This window comes from Spirosoma humi, from assembly GCF_054776575.1.
Genome location: NZ_BAAHBR010000008.1, coordinates 1,164,301 through 1,183,674 on the forward strand (window position 1 = coordinate 1,164,301; position 19,374 = coordinate 1,183,674).

The 19,374-nt window shown below is 50.1% G+C and carries 13 protein-coding genes; 11 read left to right on the top strand and 2 right to left on the bottom strand.

The window, feature by feature from the left end:
- The first annotated feature begins 179 nt into the window (after window positions 1-179).
- The 10 genes from ACYU8Y_RS13665 (at window position 180) to ACYU8Y_RS13710 (ending at window position 14,020) form a co-directional block, all read left to right on the top strand.
- Window positions 180-647 carry an Hsp20/alpha crystallin family protein gene (locus tag ACYU8Y_RS13665; RefSeq protein WP_460938061.1) on the top strand — a complete coding sequence of 156 codons (468 nt, stop codon included), beginning with the start codon at window positions 180-182 and terminating at the stop codon, window positions 645-647.
- Between the two features lie 277 nt (window positions 648-924).
- Complete coding sequence (locus ACYU8Y_RS13670) at window positions 925-1,761, top strand: alpha/beta fold hydrolase (protein WP_460938063.1); 837 nt, start codon at window positions 925-927, stop codon at window positions 1,759-1,761.
- Entirely contained in the window at window positions 1,745-2,956 is a 1,212-nt protein-coding gene (locus tag ACYU8Y_RS13675; RefSeq protein ID WP_460938065.1) for a sensor histidine kinase, read from the top strand. Before ACYU8Y_RS13670 ends, ACYU8Y_RS13675 begins: the two co-directional genes overlap by 17 nt.
- 285 nt (window positions 2,957-3,241) lie before the next feature.
- Window positions 3,242-3,850 (top strand): RNA polymerase sigma factor, encoded by a 609-nt coding sequence (locus tag ACYU8Y_RS13680; protein WP_460938067.1) that lies wholly within the window; start codon window positions 3,242-3,244, stop codon window positions 3,848-3,850.
- 68 nt (window positions 3,851-3,918) lie between these two features.
- Complete coding sequence (locus ACYU8Y_RS13685) at window positions 3,919-5,004, top strand: FecR family protein (RefSeq protein WP_460938069.1); 1,086 nt, start codon at window positions 3,919-3,921, stop codon at window positions 5,002-5,004.
- Between the two features lie 111 nt (window positions 5,005-5,115).
- Window positions 5,116-8,550 carry a SusC/RagA family TonB-linked outer membrane protein gene (locus ACYU8Y_RS13690; RefSeq protein WP_460938071.1) on the top strand — a complete coding sequence of 1,145 codons (3,435 nt, stop codon included), beginning with the start codon at window positions 5,116-5,118 and terminating at the stop codon, window positions 8,548-8,550.
- A gap of 15 nt (window positions 8,551-8,565) precedes the next feature.
- Complete coding sequence (locus ACYU8Y_RS13695; protein ID WP_460938073.1) at window positions 8,566-10,005, top strand: RagB/SusD family nutrient uptake outer membrane protein; 1,440 nt, start codon at window positions 8,566-8,568, stop codon at window positions 10,003-10,005.
- 101 nt (window positions 10,006-10,106) lie between these two features.
- Window positions 10,107-11,396, top strand: a complete 1,290-nt coding sequence (locus ACYU8Y_RS13700; RefSeq protein WP_460938075.1) for a polysaccharide pyruvyl transferase family protein — start codon at window positions 10,107-10,109, stop codon at window positions 11,394-11,396.
- A 4-nt stretch (window positions 11,397-11,400) separates the two neighbouring features.
- Window positions 11,401-12,675, top strand: coding sequence for a polysaccharide pyruvyl transferase family protein (locus ACYU8Y_RS13705; RefSeq protein WP_460938077.1), 1,275 nt, complete (start codon window positions 11,401-11,403; stop codon window positions 12,673-12,675).
- Between the two features lie 4 nt (window positions 12,676-12,679).
- A complete protein-coding gene (locus tag ACYU8Y_RS13710) occupies window positions 12,680-14,020 on the top strand; it encodes a polysaccharide pyruvyl transferase family protein (protein ID WP_460938079.1) in 1,341 nt (446 codons plus the stop codon).
- Window positions 14,021-14,151: 131 nt separating this feature from the next.
- Here ACYU8Y_RS13710 and ACYU8Y_RS13715 read toward each other — a convergent pair whose 3' ends face one another.
- Window positions 14,152-17,202, bottom strand: coding sequence for a ligand-binding sensor domain-containing protein (locus ACYU8Y_RS13715; protein WP_460938081.1), 3,051 nt, complete (start codon window positions 17,200-17,202; stop codon window positions 14,152-14,154).
- Window positions 17,202-17,978, bottom strand: a complete 777-nt coding sequence (locus ACYU8Y_RS13720) for a LytR/AlgR family response regulator transcription factor (protein WP_460938083.1) — start codon at window positions 17,976-17,978, stop codon at window positions 17,202-17,204. Before ACYU8Y_RS13720 ends, ACYU8Y_RS13715 begins: the two co-directional genes overlap by 1 nt.
- 271 nt (window positions 17,979-18,249) lie before the next feature.
- Between ACYU8Y_RS13720 and ACYU8Y_RS13725 the strand changes: the two genes are divergently transcribed.
- Window positions 18,250-19,353, top strand: a complete 1,104-nt coding sequence (locus ACYU8Y_RS13725) for a hypothetical protein (protein ID WP_460938085.1) — start codon at window positions 18,250-18,252, stop codon at window positions 19,351-19,353.
- Window positions 19,354-19,374: the final 21 nt, after the last annotated feature.

Consider the following 19,374-nt stretch of genomic DNA (forward strand, 5'->3'; position numbering starts at 1 on the left):
AGGAGCAGACAGGGATGGGATGGCAAGCCAATACTGTCAAGGTGACCATCGAGTCAGGCCAAAAATGCCATTTTGTCATTTTTTCGGTCCATAGAGTGAATGCCGCTGATCGTTGGCATACGACTTGTTTAGAGACTTTTTGACAAAGTTTTATGTCAAACCTTAAACCTCTTACAACTATGTCACTGGTTAAATTCAATGGAAATGGACAACTGCCCTCTCTACTGGATGAATTCATGGGCAGAGACATGGACGAATTTTTCAACTTCAACCGCAACTGGCCCGGCATTACCCGCTCTCAGGTCGGAACGCTCGTGCCGGCGGTCAACATCAGGGAAGATGCCGAAGGCTATCAGATCGATGTAGCGGCCCCCGGCCTGAAGAAGGAACACTTCAATTTGAGTCTGCATAACGGCAAGCTGACGGTCTCGACCCAGCAACAAGAGCAGCAGGAAGAGAAAAATGAGCAGGGGCAGTACACTAAACGCGAGTTTAGCTACCATGCCTTCTCACGCTCGTTCTGGTTACCCGACTCCTGCGATCAGGAGCAGATTCAGGCCCGGTACGAGGATGGCATTTTGCACATTGCGTTGCCTAAGAAGGAAGAAGCCAAACCCAAAGCACCCACTCAAATCCAAATTAACTAACGAGTGTTTAGGCTAACCCAAAAGAAGGTGGTGACATCACTGTCACCACCTTCTTTTTTGCCCTATTTTAAATTGGGCTGTTCTGGGATGCCTTTGCTACGGATTAGCATGGGCAGTTATGAAAACCAACTTTACACGTGAAAGAGCGTTTGTCGAGACCATTTACGTGATACAGAATAGTTTGTTATTTCTGTTCCACTGCTTGACCGCAGTAAAGGCCTGTCAAACAATATTCGCTATTTTGCCTATCTTTACTGGCAGCGATAGATAATAAATAATGGATACAGCCGTAGTAGTCCGGAATAATGTGACCATTCTAGGATCTGGCACGCAGACCATGTTGTTTGCTCACGGGTTTGGCTGTAGTCAGCAGATGTGGCGATTTATTACCCCCGCCTTCGAGGAAAACTACCGGATCATTTTATTTGATTATGTCGGATCAGGTGCCTCACAACTGGGTGCCTACAATACGGAGCGATATGGCAATCTGAATGGGTATGCCCAGGATATCCTCGATATCTGTTCAGGGCTTGATCTAGCCGATGTCATTTTCGTCGGCCATTCGGTCAGTTGCATGGCTGGGCTACTGGCTTCGCTGAAAGCCCCGGAACGCTTCAGCCGCCTGATTCTGATCGGCCCTTCCCCCTGTTACATCAATGATGGAGCGGGTTATACCGGCGGATTTGAGCGCACTGATATTGAAGAGTTGCTACTGACGATGGAGAAGAACTACATCGGCTGGGCGAATTTCCTGGCTCCAGTAGTGATGAATGATCCGGCTCAGCCAGCCATGAGTCAGGAACTGACCGAAAGCTTTTGCTCCACCGACCCCATCATTGCCCGGCAGTTTGCCCAGGTTACGTTCTTATCCGATAATCGGGCCGATTTAGCCAAGTCGTCTATTCCAGCGCTAATTATTCAATCCACCCAGGATTTAATTGCTCCTGTTGAGGTAGGCACTTACGTTCATCAACAACTGCGGGATAGTGAACTGGTACTACTTAAGGCGACAGGGCACTGCCCTCACATGAGTGCTCCTGAGGAGACGATACAGGCCATGAAAGCCTACCTTCAAGGCACCGCTAAAGCGATTGAGCATGGGGTTGTCCACTGAGTTGCTGAACCAGCTACCGGGCGGGTACTTCTGCTTATCTGATGAAGGGGTTATCCTGCAAATCAACCAGACACTACTTGACCAGTTGGGTTACGATGCTTCGGAAGTTATCGGCCAGTCGATTGAAAGGGTATTGACTATAGCCAGTCGGATTTTTTACCAGACCCACTTTTATCCACTGCTTAAACTTCAGGGAAAGGCCGAGGAAATTTTTTTATCGCTTCGGATGAAAACAGGGGAGGCTCTGCCTGTCTTACTGACTGCATCTACCAGTCGCCAGGAAGACTCGGTCCTTCATCAATGCATTTGCCTGACGGTGCGTCAACGCCAAAAATATGAAGATGAGATTCTGGCGGCTAAACGCATCGCTGAGCAGGCCCTGCGTGAAAACACCGAACTCAATCAAGCCAAGCAGGATCTCGAACAGCAGCAACACTTGCTCGATCAACAACTAGCCGAGCTCCAGCAGAAGAACCAGGAATTGTGGCAGCTTGGTAAGTTGATTACCCACGATTTACAAGAACCCTTGCGAAAAATCACCCTCTTAGCCGATGCTTTACAGCAGGAAGCGGCCGGAAGCTTAGTGCTGGATGAGGGTCGATTGCTGGGCCGGATTCTCGAAGCCAGTCAGCGGATGCGGGCGTTAATCAGGCGGATGCGGGACTATTTGTTGTTAGAAGCCTCCCCGCTTTCGAAACACCCGGTTGACTTACAATCACTAGTCCTCAAGGCCAAAGAACTAGTTAGTCAGCAATTCGCTACGGCCGATATTCGGCTAGTTATCCAGAACTTACCCCCAATTGACGGAGATCGAGGGCAACTTCTGGAACTGTTTTTTCAATTGATGGATAATTCGGTGCGATTTCACCATCAGCCCCTACAGGGGCCAGTCGAAATTACCATTACGGGGCAGCGGGTTGACCACAATCGGTTTCGGGCCACCCCAGGCAAATATCACTATCAACCCTTTCTTCAGATTACCTATACCGATAATGGCCCCGGTATATCGGCAGAGATAAGGGATAAAGTGTTCCAGATTCACAAAAAGCCTGGTCTTGGTTTAGTCGGACTCGGCTTTGGCTTAGCGATCTGCAAAAAGGTGGTTAGCAATTACGGGGGGACAATAACGCTTACTAAAACCAGCCAGCAAGGGGCTCAGTTCATCATCTTATTACCGATTCAGCGTACAAATTGATTATCACAGCGTGCTGCCTGCCACCGATATCAGGATCCGGTAGAGTCTCCGTTTGAATTTTTGTCTGGGATAGCTAACACGTCTTCCCACTGCCGTTGCAAATTTCTTAAATCAGTTACCATGGCATTGCCATCAAAGGCCGCAAGGGGCAAAGCCATCAGATTACCACTATCAATATGAAGCTACGCGCGTTATAATTGGCAGTTTAGTTAATCGTCCGCACTTCACAGTATCTGGTTCGGCAACTTTACTTTCATAAGTGAACCCGTTTTGCCTGACGTTGCCATGTCTTCCAATTCATTCTCGACCACTACAGATATCCAACTTTGGCATCAGCTAAAAAATGGCAGTGAGCTGGCCTTGGGAAAATTACTGGCTAAATATTTTAATCCGTTGCAGAACTATGGCTACAAGTTTGTGCGGAACGAAGATTTTGTGAAAGACTGTGTGCAGGAGGTGTTTATCGAAATCTGGAACCGCCGGGATCGCATTAGCACACCGATAAGCGTTCGAGCGTACCTGTTGAGTTCCGTGCGAAAACGGGTGATTCGGGAAGGCTACCGGCAACGTATCATCAACGAAGACGAGCCAGCCGATCTGGAGAATAACCTGAACTTTGTTGAGTTTTCGCCCGAGTGGTCATTGATCGAGCAGGAGAGTTTAGCCGAGACTACTCAGCGGGTTGCCGAGGCCCTTAACCAACTTCCCAAACGCCAGCGCGAAGTCATTTATTTGCGCTACTTCCAGAACCTGGAACGCGATGAAATAGCTGAAATCATGGGTGTCAACCCGCAGTCGGTATCGAATCTTTTACAGGCCTCGTTCAAAACATTTCGGGAAAACTGGGGCGGTATTATCCTGCTAGCTGCCTTGCTCAGTAAGACATCTTTTTAATTAATGCTAAAAACAGGTATTTGTGCCACTAGTTGGCCATCTATAACCGAGCTAGATACGTACGCATTATGAATCCCGACTACCAGAACTATAGCGTCGAAGAGTTTACGAGCGACGAACAGTTTCGACAATGGGTTATCGATCGGAATCCGCAGAGCGAAGCCTTCTGGTCTCACTGGTTGGCTACCCATCCCGAAGCATCCGGAAAAGTGCAACTGGCCAGGGCTTTTCTGTATGCGCTGGAAGAGAAAAAAACGGCCCTGCCCGATGATGAATTAACGCATATTACCGACTATATTATTCAGCAGGACAAGCGATTAGTACGTCCGCTTTGGCCGACTGTGGCTTTCCGGGTTGCTGCGTCGGTTTTACTTGTTCTGGGCATCGGTTATTTGTTTTTCCTCGACAAATCTGAGCCGGTGGGCGTTGCCAGTCTGGAAGGAATCAGCCCGACACTGGTCTCGAATTACACCGAGATTGAAAATGATAAAGTGGATTCACAGCGAATTGTGCTTCAGGATGGAAGTTTCGTTACGCTCTATCCAAACAGTACGTTACGTTATCCGAAACAGTTTGTGGATAATCGACGGGAAGTTTACCTGAAGGGAAAAGCGTTCTTTGAGGTAACCAAAAATCCCAAAAAGCCATTCTGGGTCCATGCCGACCGGATTTCTACGCAGGTATTAGGAACCTCATTTCTGGTGACGACCGAAGGCAAAAACGCATCCGTAGAAGTACGTTCAGGACGGGTGTCGGTCTATACTCGGAAAGATATTCGACAGGCCCGTCAGTTGCAGAAAAACGAATCAGTTGGTGTAGTACTTACGGCCAATCAGCAGGTGGCATTTATTGAAAAAGAAGATCGGTTAGTAAAATCTGTTGTGTCGCAACCCATTGTTTTACAAAAAGTTGAAGCCAACGAATACGTATTTGACGATGTGCCGATGGAAAAGGTGTTCAAGCAACTCGAAACGACCTACGGCCTCCCGGTGCTGTATGATCCGTTGACGATTAAGAATTGCTTCGTTACCGCCAACCTCACGAGTGAATCACTGTTCGAAAAGCTGAATCTGATCTGCCGAATCTCCCGGGCGACTTACGAGATTGTGGACGGTCAGATCGTTATTCACAGTCTGGGATGTGATAATAAGTAGCTAAAATTGAATAGGTTCGGAGGTAGTTGAAAATTATTTATAAAAATAATTACAAAAAAGCAGTATCTGCCCCATTGAGTTGCCATCCGTGAGTAAATAACCGTTTCACTCATGGATAAACTTTATAATACGTATCCGTCCTTTGCCCAACTCATGAAACTATCGGTTACGCAACTTCTGATAGCTGTTTTGTTTGTGAGTACCACCTGGGCTCGCCTTGCACACGGGCAGGAAGTTCTTGACCAGCAAATCCTGATAAAAACAGGCAGTACAAACCTGAAAGGTGCCCTGACGTTGCTGGAACGTAGCACCAACGTTCGGTTCATTTATAACCCCAAAGAAATTCAGCCCGATCAGAAAGTGAAACTTGTTTCCCGGTCGGGCACACTCAAGGATTTCCTGACCGAACTGCTTACCCCCCTGCACATCAGTTACGAGGTGTCGGGTAAACAGATTGCGCTGTTCAAAAGCCCGGCTACGGGACGTAGCAAATCTGGCAAAAATCCTGGAGACGAACAGGAATTGACCCTTCAATTACCTGCCAAAGAAGTGGCCGACCGGCCAGTTTCAGGTCGGGTTACAGATGGCACTAATAGGGCTGGACTGCCCGGTGTTAGCGTTGTGTTGAAAGGCACCCGCCTTGGCACCATCACCGACAAAGAGGGGAACTACCGGCTTACCCTTCCCGAACAGTACGTTAATGCAACCACTACGTTGGTATTCTCTTTTATTGGGTACACGACTCAGGAAGTTGTGATCGGTACTCGAACGTCCATTGACGTTACGTTAGCGGTGGACGATAAGCAACTGAATGAAGTGGTGGTGGTCGGTTATGGTACCGTTAAGAAATCGGACTTGACCGGTGCCGTTGCCAAGGTGGGCGAAACGAATATTAAAGCTACACCCATTCCTTCGTTAGATCGGGCGATGCAGGGGCGGGCTGCCGGGGTTCAGGTCGTGACAAATTCGGCGGCTCCGGGTGGCAGCTCAACGATACGTATCCGGGGGTCGGGTTCGGTCAATGCCAGTAACGACCCACTCTATGTAATCGACGGCTTTCCAACAACCGGTCTTAACTCCATCAACACCAATGACATTGAATCCATTGAAGTGTTGAAAGATGCCTCGGCCACGGCTATTTATGGTTCACGCGGGTCGAATGGCGTCGTGTTGGTTACGACCAAACGGGGCAAAGCGGGCAAGACCGTTATTAGCTACGATGCGTATTATGGGATTCAGACTGTCCGGCGGAAAATTCCGTTGCTCAACGCCCGTCAATTTGCTGATTTTGTGAATGAAGCGCGGGTCAATGGGGGGGGTAAACCGTATTTCGATGGCAGTACGGCCGATCAGCCGCTGGCGTCGTCTTTAGGCGAGGGCACCGACTGGCAGTCGCAGATATTTCGGGCAGCACCTATTCAAAGCCATCAGCTTGCGGCTTCAGGTGGTTCAGACAAGTCGCGCTACGCGATTTCCTTTGGTTATTTCAATCAGCAGGGAATCATTCTCAACTCCAACTTTAAACGCTATACGCTACGTGCCAATCTGGATAACAACCTGACATCCAAACTGAAAGCAGGCCTTACCATTCAGGGGGCTTACACGACCGGAAGCAACGCCAAAACGGATGTGGATGGTAACAATGGGGGAGGGGTGACCAGTTCGGCCCTGAGTTATGCGCCTAACTTTCCGATTTACAATGCAGACGGAAGCTATTACAAAAATACCGGTGCGCTCAATGGCTATGGTGTCGATAATCCGCTGGCCGTGGCGAATGAAATAACGAACAATAACAATACGATTCGGCTGCTGGCAAATGCCTACCTCGACTATACCATTAGCGAAGGGTTGAATTTTCGCACCAGTTTCGGGACGGATTTACAGGCGACAAAATCCAATAGTTACGCCACCCGGTTGTCGCTGGCGGGGTCCAGCCTGGGAGGAACCGCTTCCATTGGAACGACGCAGAACGTTGGCTGGCTCAATGAAAACACGCTCAATTATACCCGGCAACTCGCTCCAAAACATAATTTGAATGCGCTGCTGGGGTACACCATTCAGGGCCTGGGAATAGAAAAAGTAGGTGCCAATGCCAATACGTTCACCAATGATTTTGCGCTGTACAACAATTTGGGCGCCGGTTCAACGCTGGTGGCGCCAACATCGGAAGCGAGTGATTGGCGGTTGATTTCGTACCTCGCCCGGATCAATTATGGTTTCGACGATCGCTTTCTGCTCACCCTGACGGGTCGGCGGGATGGGTCCAGCCGGTTCGGGCCGAATCAGAAATTTGGATTTTTTCCGTCCGGCGCGTTGGCCTGGAAAATGGCCAATGAACAATGGATGAAGAGCCTGACGGCGCTTTCGGATGCCAAACTTCGGGTGAGTTACGGTCTGTCGGGCAATCAGGAAATAGGCAATTACCGCTACCTGGGCAACATTAGCGCGACGCCTTATATTCTGGGTGGTATACTCAATTCCAGCTCATATACCTCAAGTATTGCCAATCCCGACCTACGCTGGGAGCGAAATGCCCAATTCGATGTGGGGATAGACATGGGAATTCTCAATAACCGAATCCAGTTTACAGCCGACTATTACATCAAAACAACATCGGATCTGCTGTTCAATGTGGGCGTGCCAACGTCGTCTGGCTTCTCGACAACCCTGAAAAACATTGGCAGCGTCCAGAACAAGGGACTTGAGTTATCCTTAAATACAATCAACGTCGACAAGGGCGGCTTCCGCTGGACATCGGAGTTCAACATTACGTTTAACCAGAATAAAATTCAGACGCTGGATGGCCGTCAGGAATTCACGACGGGTACGGAGGCCGTTATTTTCGCGACAAACGTCAACCCGATTCTGTTGCGGGTCGGTAGTCCGTTGGGCAATTTCTACGGTCGGGTCGTAGATGGCATCTTCCAGAATCAGGCCGAAGTAGACGCATCGGCGCAGAAAACCGCCAAACCTGGGGACATTCGCTACAAAGACCTGAATGGCGATGGCACCATCAATGACAACGACCGGGCGATCATCGGGAATGCCAACCCTAAACTCTTTGGGGGCTTCAATAATACGTTCTCGTTCAGGGGATTTGATCTGAATATTTTTGTTCAGGGCAATTCTGGCAACCAGATTCTGAACTACGGAACCTTCGATCTGCTGAACCTGACGGGCGGCAATAACCAGTCGGCCAGAGCGCTGGATCGCTGGACGCCCACGAACCCGAGCAACGAAATTCCCCGTGCCAATGCGGCCGGCGGCTCTCGAATTCTGTCCAGTTTTAACGTTGAAGACGGGTCCTATCTACGCTTTAAAAATATTTCGCTGGGTTATAATCTGCCCAAAGGATTGTTAGACCGACTCGCTATATCGTCCGCTAAACTATACGTAACGGCTCAAAACTGGATTACGATGACAAAATATACGGGTTACGATCCTGAAGTGAATCGCTACGGCAGTTCGTCATTGAGCCAGGGACTTGACTACGGCGGTTACCCAGCCGCTAAAACCCTACTGGTTGGCTTGAATCTGAAATTCTAACTCCTGTCCTACATCATGAAACCTACTTATCTACTCGTTCTGTTGCTGGCGCTCATGGGCTGCGAAACGCAATTAGATCTTTCGCCCGTTACCAACCTCACCAATGTTACGTACTACAAAACGGCCGAGGATGCCAAAGCGGCTGTGGGCGCCTGTTATGCGCAGATTGGCGGAACTGATCCCTTTCTGGACCTGGTCACGACCGACGATGCCATCGCCTTTCTGACGGGTTCTGCTGATCGGCCCTTGCTCTGGCGGTATAACATTACACCGTCCAACACGTTTGTCTCGCAGTATGCCGGTGCCTACAATGGCATTAACCGCTCGAACACGGTGATTGGGCGCTTGCCAGGTATTCCGATGGACGAAAGCCTGAAAAAGCGCTACATCGCGGAAGCGAAGTTTTTGCGGGCACTCCATTACTTTAACTTGGTGCGGCTGTACGGCGACGTTCCGATCGTAACCACAGAAACCACGTCACTCGAAGGCTTGGCTGTTCCACGCGACCCCGTCGATAAAGTATATGAACTGATTGAAGCCGATTTAAAAGAGGCCGAAAGTGTCTTGCCCAAAACGTATCCAGCCAGCGAGTCGGGTCGGGCGTCGCTGGGAGCCGCGAAAGGGATATTAGCGCGTGTGTATCTAACCCGTGCGGGTACCACTGCCGGTTCACCCTACTGGACACAGGCTGCGGCTAAAGCCAAAGAAGTCATGGATCTGGGCGTGTATGATCTCTACGCCAACTTTGCTGATGCGTTTGCCTTAACGGCGCGGGGTGGAAAAGAGAATATCTTCGAAATTCAATACCTCACCGATGTGAAAGGTCATGGCGACGGCCGTGGCTACGGTGTTCGTTCGGCGCCCATTTATCCGGGAACGGGTTCCGGCATTGCCCGCCCTACCGCGAGTCTGTTCAATCTCTACTCAGACAAGGATACGCGCAAAGCCGTGACGTTCATTACGTCCTATGTCTACAACGGCGTTACCACCACGCTTTCCATCACCGATCCTGATTTCACGAAGGCAGTGTCGTATCAGAAGCTGTGGGACAAAACCGCGAAAACAACCTCGGGCGAGGGAACCAGCAAACCCATTCTGCGCTATTCGGACGTCTTACTGATGTATGCAGAAGCGACAAATGAGGCCAATAACGGGCCAACGGCCGACGCCTATGCGGCTCTGAACAAAGTTCGGACACGGGCCGGGCTGACAGCGCTGACGGGATTAACGTATCAGCAATTTAAGGAAGCTGTCTGGCTGGAACGCCGGTTAGAATTCACCTTTGAGAATATGCGTCGCTTCGACCTGGTCCGCACGGGTCGCTTGCTCGACGCGGTAAAAGCGGAGAATAGTTTCGCCCGCAATGCCACGATTCAGCCCTTCCATGTGCTGATGCCCATTCCCCAGGCGGACATGGATGCTAACCCAAATCTAAAGCAAAATCCTGGTTATTAATTCGGTTTGCGGTTTTGGTATTCGGTTGCCTGCCGCGCCAGCTAACGTATTGACGTCACAAGCCGAATTCCAAAACCTGTAAACTCAAACCCTATCGAATCATGACAAATCGCAGAGATTTCCTCAAACAAACGCCCTCTTTGATTGGCTTACTGATGAGCATTCCGGTGCTGGCTCAGGTATCTCCTTTCGGGATAGCCGCCAAAAAGTCCATTATACTACGTTCCTCCTGGCAAACGGTCAACATCGGCGACATTGGTCATACGCCCGGCGTGCTAGCCCTCCTAGAGAAATATTTGCCCGATGTAGAGGTTCGGTTGTGGCCGTCCAGCGTCGATAATGGCGTTGATGAGTTGCTGCGTCGACGGTTCCCGAACGTACCGATTATTAAAACGCCGGAGGAAATTACGAAGGCTTTCACCGACTGTGTCTTTCTGCTGCATGGGTCCGGTCCTTCGCTGGTTGCCCGTAAGGATGTGGAGCGCTGGCATAAAGAAACAGCCAAGCCGTATGGCATTTACGGCATTACGTTCCCCGGTGTCTACAGTCCTGATCCCAAGGCAGTTGTTACGGCTAATCCACTGGATGTTGAGTTGTTGAGCAAAGCGCGTTTCGCTCTTTTTCGGGACTCGATTTCATTGGGCTTTGCGAAAGCCAATGGGGTAACCAGCCCCGTTATGGAGTTTTGTCCTGATGGTGCGTTCGCTGTGGATTTGCGGAATGATCAGGCGGCCATCACCTTCATGAAAGAGCATGGGCTGGAAGAAGGCAAGTTCATGTGTGTCATTCCCCGCACCCGATTCACACCGTATTGGGAGATTCCCCGTAAAAAAACGCCCTTCGATGCAACACGTGACGCCAGAAATCAGGCCATGAAAGAGCATGACAACGCCCCGCTTCGGGAAGCCATCATTGCCATTGTTCGACAGACGCCCATGAAAATTCTGATCTGTCCGGAAGACGAAACGCAGGTGAAACTGGGCAAAGAGATTCTATATGACAAATTACCCGACGATGTAAAACCTAAAGTCGTCTGGCGCGACCATTACTGGATTACCGACGAAGCCGTCAGTACGTATATCCGTTCGGCGGGTTTGTTTGGGCTTGAAATGCACTCGCCCATTATGTGCATCGGGAATGGCATTCCGGCCATTGTTGGTCGTTTTGCCGAGCAGACCAGTAAAGGCGTCATGTGGAAAGACATTGGCCTGGGCAACTGGCTCTTCGACATGGACAATGAACAGGACATTGCCCGCTACGTTCCAACGGTGCTGGCGATGGCTAAAGACCCCAAAGCGGCCAAAGCGAAAGCGGCCAAAGGGCGGAAATTTGTTGAGCAGCGGCAACGGGAAACGATGGGTTTAGTGAAAAAGAACATAATCTCCGCCTGAACCTGTGCAAGATCGTAGAACTTTCCTGAATCAATTCCCCGCGCTGGTTGGGTTGTTGGCAAGTATACCCGCGTTGGCGCAACCAGTTGTAGCTAGAAAATCCATCATTCTTCGCTCGTCGTGGCAGACAGAAAACATCGGAGATATTGGCCACACGCCCGGCGTACTGACGCTACTGGAAAAATACCTGCCCGACGTAGACGTACGCTTGTGGCCATCTAATGTTGACAATGGCGTTGAGGAAATGCTGAAAAAGCGCTTTCCAAACGTGCCGATCATTCGGACCCCCGATGAAATCAATCGGGCTTTTGCGGAATGTGTTTTCCTGCTGCACGGTTCTGGTCCGTCTTTGGTAGCCCGCAACGATGTAGAGCGCTGGCGTAAGGAAACCGGCAAACCGTATGGCATTTATGGCATTACGTTCCCCGGCGTATATGGACTTCCTAACGAACGGCAACAGGTGAATCCCGTCGATACTGAGTTGCTCAGCAAGGCTCGGTTCGCCTATTTCCGGGACTCGGTTTCGTTAGCGTTCGCCAAAAAGGAGGGTGTCAATTGCCCCATAATGGAGTTTTGTCCCGATGGTGCATTTGCGGTCGATGTAAAAAACGACGCTGCTGCCATCGCCTTTCTGAAGGAGCACGGCCTGGAAGAAGGCAAGTTTATGTGTGCCATTCCACAATTGCGATTTACGCCCTGGTGGGAGCTTCCGCAGAAAAAGCTAGCTGTAAATGAAGCGAAACACGCCAGAAACGAGCAGATGAAGGAACAGGACAACGCCCCCATCCGCGAAGCGATCATTGCCGTTGTCCGGCAGACGCCGATGAAAGTTTTGCTGGTTCCTGAGAACGAAACCCAGGTCAGAATTGGTAAGGAAATGCTCTATGATCCGCTGCCGGATGATGTGAAAGCGAAAGTCGTCTGGCGCGATCATTACTGGCTGACCGACGAGGCCATCAGTACCTACATTCGTTCGGCAGGCTTGTTTGGGCTCGAAATGCATTCACCCATCATGTGCATCGCCAATGACATTCCGGCCATTGTTTGTCGGTTCGATGAGCAGACGAGCAAAGGGTATATGTGGCGGGATATAGGTCTGGGCGACTGGCTATTCGATATGGATACACCGAGCGATGTTGTCCAAATTGTTCCGGCAGTGCTGGCGATGGCTAAAGACCCCAAAACCGCAAAAAGGAACGTAGCGCAAGCGAAAAAGTTCGTTGAACTACGGCAACTGGAAACGATGAACGTAGTGAAGAAAAACCTGATTTCGCTCTAAACGGATGCTATCCAGACGGGATTTTATTAAGTTGACGGCCGTATCGTCGGCGAGTGTCGTAAGGCCAACGGAGTCGTTTCTGTTGTCAGAAAGTAGCTCTATTGTTGAGCCAAGGAAGAACCCGGTTATCATTCTGCGGTCATCGTGGGGAGATGGCAATATTGGCGATCAGGGACACTCGCCCGGCACGATTCGCTTGTTAACGCAGTACGTTCCAAATGCCGAAATTCTGCTCTGGCATACCGACCCACGGCCCGAAACGGAGAAATTGATCAGCCGGAATTTTCCGAAGGTGCGCGTCATTCGAGGGAAGTTCTATGAGGCAGGGAAGCCATTCGAGGGAGAGATCAAAGAAGCGTTCGAACGGGCTGATATGTTCATCTTCAACTCGGGTATGGCCATGAACTTTGGCCTGTATGGCAAAGACTGGGGCGGAAATATGTCGAGCCTGACGCCGTACATCTATTGTGCTGAAAACAACATTCCGTTCGGCATTTACGGCCAATCATTCGATCGGTTTGATTTCCCTTCGCTGTATGCGTATCGGAATGTACTAAGTCAGGCTGCATTCGTGTATTGCCGGGATGGTGAATCACTCAAGTTCCTGAAAGAGAATGAGTTTCGGACACCCGTGCTTGAGTTTGGACCGGACGGTTGTTTCGGTATCAACGTACGAGATGAAGAAAAAGGACTCACGTATCTAAAAAAAGCAGGGTTGGAAGCCCAGAAATTCCTGGCCGTGGTGATCCTCACCAATACGCCCTACGCTAACCGAAGACCTAATGCCATTGATCTGGGCAAATCGCCTGCGGACTGGCAGGAAGAGGACCGATCACGCATGGCGAAAATTCGTGAGATGATTACGAACTGGGTACGCGAAACGGGGCTAAAGGTGCTGTTAGCGCCTGAAGTGACCAAAGAAATTGAACCCGCCAAAACGTTCCTGTACAATCAGTTGCCCGCCGATGTGCAGGCAAACGTTGTCTGGCGTGATACGTTCTGGAACGCCGACGAAGCCATGTCCGTATACGCTCGGGCGCATACCCTTTTCGGAATGGAACCGCATTCGCTCATTATGGGCGTGACTCTGGAAGTACCGATCATCCATGCCTGGCCACCCTCGCACGGACGGAAAGCCTGGATGTTCCGCGATATTGGGTTGCCAAACTGGCTATTTCAGGTCGATCACTCATCAGCCGCCGACTGGACAAAGCAGTTGCGGTTAATCCATCAGGACTACGCCGAAGCGAAGAAAAAAGTGGCCAAAGCCATGGCTTTTGTGCAGCAACGACAAGCTTCCACAATGAACGTAATCAATAACGCGATTGAGAATCGCAGAAGCTAATTAGTAACATACGACCGTCAACTTTTTTCAAAACGATACACCATGTCTTGTTCAGAATTTATCCGGACGCTTCTCTGAACGATTTCTTATTGGACCATGCAGTTGAATGGCATTGACCAAAATGAAGTGGCTCAAAGCAAGGGCACTTTTACGATGAATGTCGTATCGGTCTCCTCAATCAGCAGGGGACGGTCGCTCAGGTAGGCATACAATTTTTTCAGACTATCCAGCCCCTGTTTGTTCGAGGTTTTGACCAGCGGCTTCTTTTGACGATTATTCACCACACATAGATACGTATCCTGCACAAACACCCGAATTCGAAGCGGACTGTCCTCGTCGGTGGTGTTGTGTTTGATGGCGTTCTCAAAGAGGTTTTGAAGCGTAACGGGTACGATTTCGTACGTTAAGTACTCTGTAGGTATATCTAGGATGATGTGTAACCCATCCTCCAACTGCGCTTGTTGCAGATCGATGTATTGCTGCACAAACGCTAGTTCGCTACCCAGGCTAATGGTTTCTTTATCCTTGTTCTGTAAAATGTAGCGGTAGATCGCGGATAATTTTTGGAGAAAGCCGGAGGCCTGTTTGGGATCAATGATGATCAGGCTGTTGAGTGAGGTGAGGCTGTTGAATAGGAAATGAGGATTCAGATGATTGATCAGGTTCTGGTACTGGATTTCGGTTTTGTCCCGTTCGAGCCGCGTGGCCTGCACCTGAAGGTGATGCAACTGGGCAGTTTGGTTAACTCGGTAGCGAATCAAGCCAATGCCGATAGCCAGTAGCGTCAATAGTAAAAGCGCCCGAAAAGCGGCTGTTTGGTAAAACACCGTGTCGATATGAATCAAGATCCGGCGGATTGGCGTTTCCATATTGTTGATCGACACCCCTTTCACGGCAAATACATAATCGCCACCCGGCAGTTTGGTATAGCTGGCACTCGTTTGTGAACGGGCTTTGCTCCACTCCGTATCGTAGCCCTCCAGTTTGTAGCGAAATAGATAGGGCTTTTCGTGGAGTGGTCCCAGCACCGAATACTGAACGGAAAACGAATTGTCCGATGCCTTCAGGTGCACGGATGGCGTTGGCCCGTTTAGGAGGTACGTTGAATCGCTGGCGACCAGTCCACTGAGTAAAACCCGAGCCGGCTTAACGGAGAATCGTGCCAGCACTTCGGGTTTAAATTCGATCAGATACCCCTTTATCGAAGCCAGGATATGGCCATTGCGCAGCGGCCATAGATAATTAAAATACTCCTGGTTGTCTTCGCTGTAGGGCAGGCTAATCGTTAAAAACTGATTGCGGGCGGGCGTAAAGATGGAAAACAAGTTATAAGAACCCACCCAGATATGTCCGTATCGATCGGGTAGAGCCGCCAGACAATGGTCATCGCCCAAGCCATCGTGTACCCCCCAGAAACGGTACTGCTGGTTGCGGGGATCATAGCGGGCCAGCCCGTAGCCATTGGTTGCTAACCAGAAATAACCCCTTTTGTCTTCCGTAAACGAAGCAATCGTATTCTCGAACTCGGCTTCGGCAGGGCCTTTTTGCAGACTGAATTGCCCTGTCTGGGGGGAGAATTTGGCAAATCCTTCTGGATAGAGCTCCAGCCACACCGCATTGTGGCGATCAATCAGGGCATTTCGCACCCAGAATTTAGGGTGATCTGAATTGGACAGGATTGGGTACTGGTGCCACTGACCCGTCGTGATCTGATAACAAACCGTTTGCTTATTCTCGTAAAAAAGCCATACTAAATCGTTTTGTTGAAGCAGTCGATACCGCCCACCCCGAATCCTGTCGGTTTGAACATAGGCCGGTAGCGGAATGGGGGTGAATTGACGGGTCTTTTTGCTGAAGCGAAGCAAGTGAGTCTGGCTGGCCACGTATAAATCTGGGCCGTAGGCACCAATGCCATAGGCGAAGAAGGCACCCGGTGCCGGGTATCGTTCCAGACGGTCGGTCTGGGCTACGTAGTGGAGCAGTGTCGCTGGGGTGTGGACTTCGCTACCCCACCAGGAGCTATCGGAGTCCTCATAAAAGTTATTTATCAGCGCCCCTGTTTTCAGGGTTGGATACCATCGGCTTAAGGGATTCGCTTCGTATAAAGCCCGGCTTGGATTGGTGTAGGAAATGCCATTGACGGTGCCCAGCCAGATGGTACCGTCGTCATCCTGCCAGCCCGCCCAGAAACAACTCCCCGCAATGGAGGTGCGCCGGGTGTCTTTATGCATCAGTTCACTGACCTGGTCCGTGCCTGCCTTGACATAAAACATCAGGTAACTCAGGCTACTGATCCAGATATTATGCTGGCGATCCACAAAAACCGCATTCAATTCATCGACCCGGCGACCCGTCTGGCTGATGGGTTTGATGGTTCGGAGCAGTTTACGGCTTTTCAGGTCGAACAAAACAATCTGTTCTTCATTATTATCGGCGTATAGTAGTTGGGTACCATCCAGCGCCAGCGCTCCCGTAAAATGGGGGGTAAAAATGGGTAAGGCTTCCGGATTGTGGCGGTAATTCTGGAATTTACCCGTGGCGATGTCCAGATAATTTAAGCCTCCATCACGCCGGGTCCCTATCCAGATCCCGGCCCGAAAAGGGTCTTCCAGCAACCCATTTCCGGAAATATAGTTTTCGGATAGGGAACGCGGATCCTGGGGGTTATGGGTAAAAAGCGTTAGGTGGTCAGTGCGTATATCATAGCGAAACAGGCCGTGATGAATCGTCGAGAACCAGATTGTCCCCGCCCTATCGCAAAGGATACTCAGGCAATTGCCCAACACGCGCCCAAGACCCGTCGACATCGTTCGAAACTGCGCCGTCTGTGGATTGAATTCACTAATACCGGTATCGGTAGCCAGCCATAGGTGTCCGCTTTTGTCCTGACAAATGGCATGAACGGCATTATTACCCAGCGAGTGTGGGTTGGCCGGGTCGTGTCTGAAAATAGTGAACTGAGTCCCATCAAACCGGTTCAGGCCGTTGGTGGTGCCAATCCATAAAAACCCATCCCGGTCTTTGAAGAGACATCTAACATAATTAAAGGATAAGCCATCGGCCTGCTGGATGTGACTGAATTCATAGGGCACCAGGGGCGGCTGTTGCGCCCACAAGGTGGCATGAATCAACATCGTTAACAGCCCACCGAAGTAGCCGATGCGGTGTAGACAGGCCATCATTACCGGTTCAGCCAGCGTTTAAACGCCGGTGCTTTGTGGCGGCTGATCTGCACATCGATCGTATGGTGGGGCGGCCGTAAACGAACCACCAGCTTATCATTCTCCACGCTCTTGACCGACTGAACCGTATCGCCGTTGATAATGAGTTGCCGGTTAGCTCGAAAAAAACGGGCCGGGTCCAGTAGTTCTTCGATCTGTTCCAGGGTGTCGTAATCGACGGGATAGCGTTCGTTGGCTAGGGTGACGATAAAATTGATGGAATCGTACTGGAAATAAGCAATATCCGTCGTTTTGACAGGCACCCAGCCCGCCCGGGAGTTACCTAAAAATGTTTCTTTGTGGGTCGGCTGCAGGGACAGGCCTGGCTGACCAAACAGAGCCAGGAACTGCTGCATATCAATCGGTGAGCTATTCTTGTTTTTAGTGAGACTACGGGCCTTCTCGATGGCTATTTTTAATTCAGCCAGTTCAACGGGCTTGAGCAGGTAATCGATGCCGTTGGCTTTGAAGGCCTGGATCGCATATTCGTTATAAGCCGTCACAAAAATAACCGGACAACTCAGCTGGTACTGTTTGAAGATGTCGAAGCTCATCCCATCGGCTAATTCGATATCGGCAAACACCAGGTCGGGTTCTTCGTTTCGACCAAACCAGCCCAGTGCGGTTTTCACGGAAGGCAACGTCTCAATGATGCGGATAGTGGGGTCGATTTCTGCGATCTTGAAGGCTAACTCTTTAGCAACCAGCTTGACATCTTCAATAATAACGGCATTCATCGGTGTAGGAAAGAGAAGGGTGAACGATTAGTCAAAGTTTAGGATAAGGCGGAAGATAGACAAAAAAAAGCAGTTGAGTGGTGGGAAAAACGGAGTGAAACGTGGCGATAAGGGGAAGGAGACTGGATGCACGTCAAACCGGTCTACGCACCATTCATTCATTTTGTGGTACGCTTCGGCCACAAATAGTTTATTAGCTCCGTTTTGCCTTTCATTTTTGTCTATCCAGTCAGCTCATAGCAAAAACTGGATTAACCCCCGGACAACTTCTATGCAACTACTCGCCTACATTCTCTTTGCCGTCACCGCCTTATTCTATACAGGTCTGGTGCTGTTTACGTCAGCTAAACCCATGGTGGGTGGCGATGCTAGCATGGGCTATGGGTTAGGACTGGTTCTCTTGTCGCTGGGCTTTGCCTTGAGCAGCTTAGCCTTAACGATCATTGTTCGCTCGAAAGGTGGATTTGACTGGGTGGCTCAGGAATCTGGCCCGCGCACAGCACTTGTCTTTATGTTCTGGTTAAGTATGGTGTTAATGGCTTTTTTTGGAACCCAGTTTAAACTGGAATGGCATTCAGAGGGGGGCTATCCCCAAATTTTGCGCTGGTTAGCCCTGGGGTATGGCCAACTGTGGACCCCTTTGCTGTGGCTGGTCGTGTGTTTCCTGTCAATACATCCGGCCTGGCAATTGATCGTTTCAGTTCGTGCGTTTACCATTCCGTTTTGGATTGGATTGGGTGTCAGTGTTCTTTTTACTGCAGGGCTGGTGGTTGGTTATGTGCGCGATTCCGTACAGCGGGCTGAAGCCGCAGCGGCTACCCAACTTGACGATGAACAGCGTTACCATCAACAGCATCTGGATGAGATTGCGGCCCATAGACCGGAGGACTCGATCCTGGGTTTATTACCCTTTACGACTCAGTATCAAGCCGAGGATGTCCGGCAGGCGGCTTTAACAAAAATCAAATCCCATCCGGATTGGGAAGCTTTACTGCTGGGTCTGTTAGGGAATAAATACGCTTACCGGGAAGTCTATTCGTTCCTGAGCAGCAACCCGGTAGCCCATCCGGACGCGTTTATCCAACCGCTGAATCAGAGCCTTGCGCAGCTATCATCTGATATAAAAGTGGATATCGACGGCAGCAATAATCTCCAGAACTGGAGCTTTGACTCCTACGGAATAGCAAATTTATTGCAGGCTATTGATAGTCAATTTAGCGGGCAGATCGTAACGTTTTACCCAAACCTGATCAGGCTGCAGCAGGCTCTGAACATACCGCCCCCCGAACGCTTCAAAGGTATCCAATTTACAGTAACCGGCGAAGTGGACTCCTGGCTGAAAGTCCACAAAAAAGAAGTTCCCATCTACCAATAAGGGTTAGCTTACTTTTAGTCA